The organism is Actinomadura keratinilytica (assembly GCF_039539665.1).
Taxonomy (GTDB): Bacteria; Actinomycetota; Actinomycetes; order Streptosporangiales; family Streptosporangiaceae; genus Spirillospora; species Spirillospora keratinilytica.
The window spans coordinates 1-4,950 of sequence record NZ_BAABDO010000215.1; the positions used below are offsets into that span (position 1 = coordinate 1).

Consider the following 4,950-nt stretch of genomic DNA (forward strand, 5'->3'; position numbering starts at 1 on the left):
CGCGACCAGCAGCGCGGCGACCAGCGCGCCGGCCGCCGGGGCCAGCAGGAACGCGCAGGCGGCGTCGGCCGCGCCGCCGGGCGGCGCGGCGGCCGCGGCCGGGACGACGCCGCGGACGAACACGTCCTGGGTGTCGTCGACGTCGCAGACCAGCCGGGTGAGCAGGTCGCCGGAGCGCAGCTCGCGCAGCCCGGCGGGGGCGATGCGGGACAGCGCCCGGTAGACGCGCACGCGGACGTCGCCCAGCACCCGGAACGCCACGTCGTGCGAGGCCAGCCGCTCGACGTAGCGCAGCACGCCGCGGCTGACGCCCAGGGCGCGCACCGCCACGACGGCGATGGTGAGCGCGGTGACGCCCGGGTGCTCGGCGGCGCGGGCGATGAGGAACCCGGACACGCCCAGCAGCGCGATCCCGGCCGCGGTGGTGGCGGCCCCTGCCAGGACCGCGACCAGCAGCCTGGCGCGCAGCGGCCGGGCGAGGCCCAGCAGGCGCAGCAGCGGGGCGCGGCGCGCGACCGGCGGCACGGCGGTCATGACGCCACCGCCATGACCGGCGCCGTCTCCGGCGGCGCGGCCTGCCGCACGTCCGCCGGACGGCGGATGGTGAGCCGTCCGCCGTCGATCTCGGCGACCCGGTCGGCGAGCCGGGTCCAGGTGTGGTCGTGGGTGACCAGCACGACCGTGCGTCCCTCCATGAGGCGTTCGACGGCGGTGCGGACGCCTTCGGCGCTCTCGCCGTCGAGATGGGCGGTGGGCTCGTCGAGCAGCAGCAGCGGCGCGTCCCGCAGGAACGCGCGGGCCAGCGCGATGCGCTGCCGCTGCCCGCTCGACAGGCGCGCGCCGCGTTCGCCGACCGGGGTGTCGTACCCCTGGGGAAGGTCCCGGACGAACTCGTCGGCCCCGGCGAGGCGGGCGGCGCGCCGTACGGCGCGGTCGGACGCGCCGGGGTCGCCGAGCCGGATGTTGTCGGCCACGCTTCCGGCGAACAGGTAGGGGTCCTGCGGCACCCAGGCGATGCGCTCGCGCCACCGCTCGGCCGGCATGTCCTCGAAGCCGGTGTGCCCTTCGGTGGGCTGGACGAAGCGCAGCAGCACGGCGAGCAGGGTGCTCTTGCCCGCGCCGCTGGGCCCGACGACCACGAGCCGCTCCCCCGGCGCCACCTCCAGGGACACCTCCGACAGCGCAGGCCGGTCCCGTCCCGGGCGGCGCACCGTCACCCGGTCCAGGCGCAGGCGCCCGCCGTCCGGTCCGGCGGCGTGATCGCCGGCGTGATCGGCGGCATGATCGGCCGTGGTGGTGTCCTCCGGCACGGCGCCTTCGAGGACCTCGAACACCCGCCCGGCGGCGGTGACGCCCTCCATGCTGGCGTGGAACTGGGCGCCCACGTTGCGCAGCGGCAGGTACGCCTCGGGCGCCAGCAGCAGCACCAGCAGCGCCGTCTCGTACGGCATGCCGCCGCCCAGCAGGCGCAGCCCGATCTCGACCGCGACCAGCGCCACCGCCAGCGTGGACAGCAGCTCCAGCACCAGCGCCGACAGGAACGCCACCCGCAGCGTGCGCATGGTGGCCCGCCGGTGCGCGCCGGTCACCTCGCGGATCACCGCCGCCTGGGCCTTGGCGCGGCCGAACACCTTGAGCGTCGGCAGCCCCTCGACCACGTCGAGGAAGTGGCCGCCCAGCCGCTCCAGCAGCGACCACTGCCGCTCGGTGCGGGCCCGGGTGTGCAGGCCGACCAGGACCATGAACACCGGGATCAGCGGCAGGGTGGCCGCGATGACGCCGGCCGACAGCAGGTCGGCGCCGCCCACCACGGCGAGCACGGCGGCCGGCGTCAGGAAGGCCAGCACGAGCTGCGGCAGGTACCGCGCGAAGTAGGGGTCCAGCGCGTCCAGCCCGCGGGTGGCGAGCGTCGCCAGCTCGCCCGGCTGCCGCGCGGGGTCCGGGACGCTGCGCAGGACGCGGCTCACCAGCCGCAGCCGCAGCTGCGCCTTGACCGCGGCGGCCGCGCGCAGGGCCAGCGCCTCCCCGCCGTAGGCGGCCAGGGCGCGCCCGGCCGCCACGGCGAGCAGGAGCAGGAACGCGGGGGCGAGGTCCGCGGCGCCCTGCCCGTCGAACGCCCCGGCCAGGATGCGGGCGAGCAGCACGGCCTGGGCCAGGACGAGCCCCGTCGCGACCAGGCCCAGCGCCACCGTGCCGGCGAGGAAGGCGCGGGCGGCGCGGGCGTGGTGCAGCAGGCGGGGGTCGAGCGGCGGTCTCACCGTGCCGCCTCTGCTCCGGGGGTCGGCTCGGCGGGGGCGATGGCCTGCCGGGTGAGGCGGCGCCGGAACACCCAGTACGTCCACGCCTGGTAGCCCAGGACGACCGGCGTGAAGACCACCGCGACCCAGGTCATGACCTCCAGCGTGTACGGGGACGAGGCGGCGTTGTGCACGGTGAGGCTGTGGGCGGCGTCGGTGGTGGACGGCATGACGTTCGGCCACAGGTCGCCGAACAGCGTCGCGACCGTCGCCGCGATCGCCACGGCGGTGCCGGTGAACGCCCAGCCCTCCCGGCCGCGCAGCCCGGCCGCGATCCCGCCGAGCAGCGCGACCGCGGCGATGGCGGCGGTGACCCAGGTCAGCGGCTTGCCCTGGATGATCTGGGTCACCGCCAGGAACGCGGCGGCGAGCACCACGACGGGCGCGGCCAGCCGCGTCAGCAGGGCCCGGGCGCGCCAGCGCACCTCGCCGTCGGTCTTGAGGGCCAGGAACACCGCGCCGTGCAGGGTGAACACCGCCAGCGTGGTGAGCCCGCCGAGCAGCGCGTACGGGTTGAGCAGGGTGAGCAGGTCTCCGGTGTAGTGGTGGTCGGCGTCGATCGGCACGCCGCGGACGATGTTGGCGAACGCCACGCCCCACAGGAAGGCCGGGACGAGCGACCCCCAGAAGATGGCACGGTCCCAGTTGCGCCGCCAGCGCTCGGCCTCGGGGCCGGACGCCGGGCCCTTGCCGCGGTACTCGAACGCAACGCCCCGCACGATCAGCGCGACCAGGATCAGCAGCAGCGGCAGGTAGAAGCCGCTGAACAGGGTGGCGTACCACTCGGGGAAGGCGGCGAAGGTGGCGCCGCCGGCGACCAGCAGCCACACCTCGTTGCCGTCCCACACCGGCCCGATGCTGTTGATCATGACGCGGCGGTCGGTGTCGGCGTGGGCGCCGCCGTCGGCGGCGCCGCGGCGCGGCGCCAGCACCGGCAGCAGCACGCCGACGCCGAAGTCGAACCCCTCCAGGACGAAGTAGCCGGTCCACAGCACGGCGATCAGCGTGAACCAGACGGTGGTCAGTTCCATGAGCGTCTCCGGTGATGCGGCTCGCTACGGGCTCCGCGAGCTCAGTAGGAGAAGGCGGGCACGGGCTCGTCGGCGGCGGGCGCCTGGTCCTGCGGCGGCGGCCCCTTGCGGGCATGGCGGGCCATCAGCGCCACCGCCACCACCGCCAGCGCCGCGTACAGCAGCGTGAGCACCGTGAGGGAGGTGACCACCTCAGCGGTGGACACGTCGGGCGAGACGCCGTCGCGGGTGCGCATCAGGCCCATCACCACCCACGGCTGGCGGCCCATCTCGGTGAAGATCCACCCCATGGTGTTGGCCAGGAACGGCAGCGCGATCCCCGCCAGCGCGGCGCGGTGGAACCACGGCCCGCTCGGCAGCCGTCCGCCCCGGGTCAGCCACAGCCCGGCCACGGCCAGCAGCCCGGCCAGGAACCCGAACCCGATCATCAGGCGGAACGTCCAGTAGGTGATGGGGATGACGGGCGTGTAGCTGCCGGGCCCGTAGCGCTGCTCGTACGCCCGCTGCACGTCGTTGACGCCCTCGACGGTGCCGTTCGGCTCGCCGGTGGCCATGAACGACAGCACGTGCGGCACGCGCAGGCTCCACAGCTCCTCGCCGCCGTCCAGCGAACCGATGGTGAGCAGGGAGAAGGAGGCGGGCGCGGAGGTCTCGTACAGCGCCTCGGCGGCGGCCATCTTCATCGGCTGCTGCTCGGTCATCACGCGCGCCTGCAGGTCGCCGGACACGGTCACGCCGATCGCGGCGACCAGCGAGACGATCAGGCCGGCGCGCGTCGCCCGGCGGAACAGCTGCACCTCGCGCCGCCGCGCCAGGTGCCAGGCGCTCACCCCGGCGACGAACAGGCCGCCGGTGAGCAGCGCCGCGAAGATCACGTGGGGGAAGGTCACCAGCGCGGTGGAGTTGGTGAGCACCTCCCAGATGCTGGTCAGCTCGGCCCGCCCGGTCTCGGGGTCGATCCGGTAGCCGACCGGGTGCTGCATCCAGGAGTTGGCGGCCAGGATGAAGTACGCCGACAGCATGGTGCCGATCGAGGCCAGCCAGATGGTGGCCAGGTGCAGGCGGGGCGGCAGCCGGTCCCAGCCGAAGATCCACAGGCCCAGGAAGGTGGACTCCAGGAAGAACGCCAGCAGTCCCTCCATGGCCAGCGGAGCGCCGAACACGTCGCCGACGAACCGCGAGTAGTCCGACCAGTTCATGCCGAACTGGAACTCCTGCACGATGCCGGTGACCACGCCCATCGCGAAGTTGATCAGGAACAGCTTCCCGAAGAACCGGGTCATCCGCAGGTAGAGCGGGTTCTTCGTGCGGTGCCAGGCGGTCTGCATGCCGGCCACCAGGGCCGACAGGCCGATGGTCAACGGCACGAAGATGAAGTGGTAGACGGTGGTGATCCCGAATTGCCATCGGGACAAATCCAGAGTGTTCACGTGTCTTCCTCGGTGTGCGCTGGGAGGCGGATTCCAGCGCACCACCGAGCACGTCACCCGAGGCAGGGACGAAGGTCCGTTTTGTTATGGCCTTCAGGCCGTCCTGCTCCGCTTCGCTCGCCGCCGACGAGTCAGGAGGCGCCGAGGGGGCGGGTGAAGCCGTCGGGGATCACCACGTCGTCGCGGGTCAGC

At 74.1% G+C, this 4,950-nt stretch carries 3 protein-coding genes and 1 pseudogene; all 4 read right to left on the reverse strand.

Features of this window, described 5'->3' with window-relative positions:
- A pseudogene (locus ABD879_RS31970) lies at window positions 1-534 on the reverse strand (thiol reductant ABC exporter subunit CydC); the annotation flags it as partial.
- Complete coding sequence (gene cydD, locus ABD879_RS31975) at window positions 531-2,258, reverse strand: thiol reductant ABC exporter subunit CydD (protein WP_345025517.1); 1,728 nt, start codon at window positions 2,256-2,258, stop codon at window positions 531-533. The gene cydD and the pseudogene ABD879_RS31970, both read right to left, overlap by 4 nt.
- Window positions 2,255-3,328, reverse strand: coding sequence for a cytochrome d ubiquinol oxidase subunit II (gene cydB, locus ABD879_RS31980; protein ID WP_345025518.1), 1,074 nt, complete (start codon window positions 3,326-3,328; stop codon window positions 2,255-2,257). The genes cydD and cydB overlap by 4 nt, the downstream gene beginning before the upstream one ends.
- Window positions 3,329-3,369: 41 nt before the next feature.
- Window positions 3,370-4,758, reverse strand: coding sequence for a cytochrome ubiquinol oxidase subunit I (locus tag ABD879_RS31985; RefSeq protein ID WP_345025519.1), 1,389 nt, complete (start codon window positions 4,756-4,758; stop codon window positions 3,370-3,372).
- Between the last annotated feature and the right edge of the window lie 192 nt (window positions 4,759-4,950).

Bases quoted from the DNA above. Each gene is read 5' to 3' on its own strand.
- cydB (WP_345025518.1), bottom strand. From the start codon at position 3,328: ATGGAACTGACCACCGTCTGGTTCACGCTGATCGCCGTGCTGTGGACC.